Below are 201 nucleotides of genomic sequence, written 5' to 3'. Positions count from 1 at the left end.
GCGGTCAGATCACCTACACCGCGACCCTGACCAACCCGGCACAAACCCCGGTGAACGTCACCTTGAGCAATGGCTCGGTGATTACCATCAAGGCAGGTGAGTCGACGGGTACTGTTGTTGTCGATACGCCGGCCAACGACGTTTACGTTAACGGTTCGACCGTCAGCACCACCATTACCGGAGCTACCGGCGGCAACTTTG

Annotated in this window: 1 protein-coding gene; it reads left to right on the top strand. The window is 58.2% G+C overall.

The window, feature by feature from the left end; genetic code table 11:
• A partial coding sequence (locus BFQ00_RS00210; RefSeq protein WP_371914178.1) for an immunoglobulin-like domain-containing protein occupies positions 1 to 201 on the top strand: 201 nt, incomplete at both ends.

The organism is Pseudomonas sp. 28 E 9, from assembly GCF_900004785.1.
GTDB classification, from domain to species: Bacteria; Pseudomonadota; Gammaproteobacteria; order Pseudomonadales; family Pseudomonadaceae; genus Aquipseudomonas; species Aquipseudomonas orientalis_A.
This window is presented reverse-complemented; position numbering and strand designations above follow the sequence as displayed.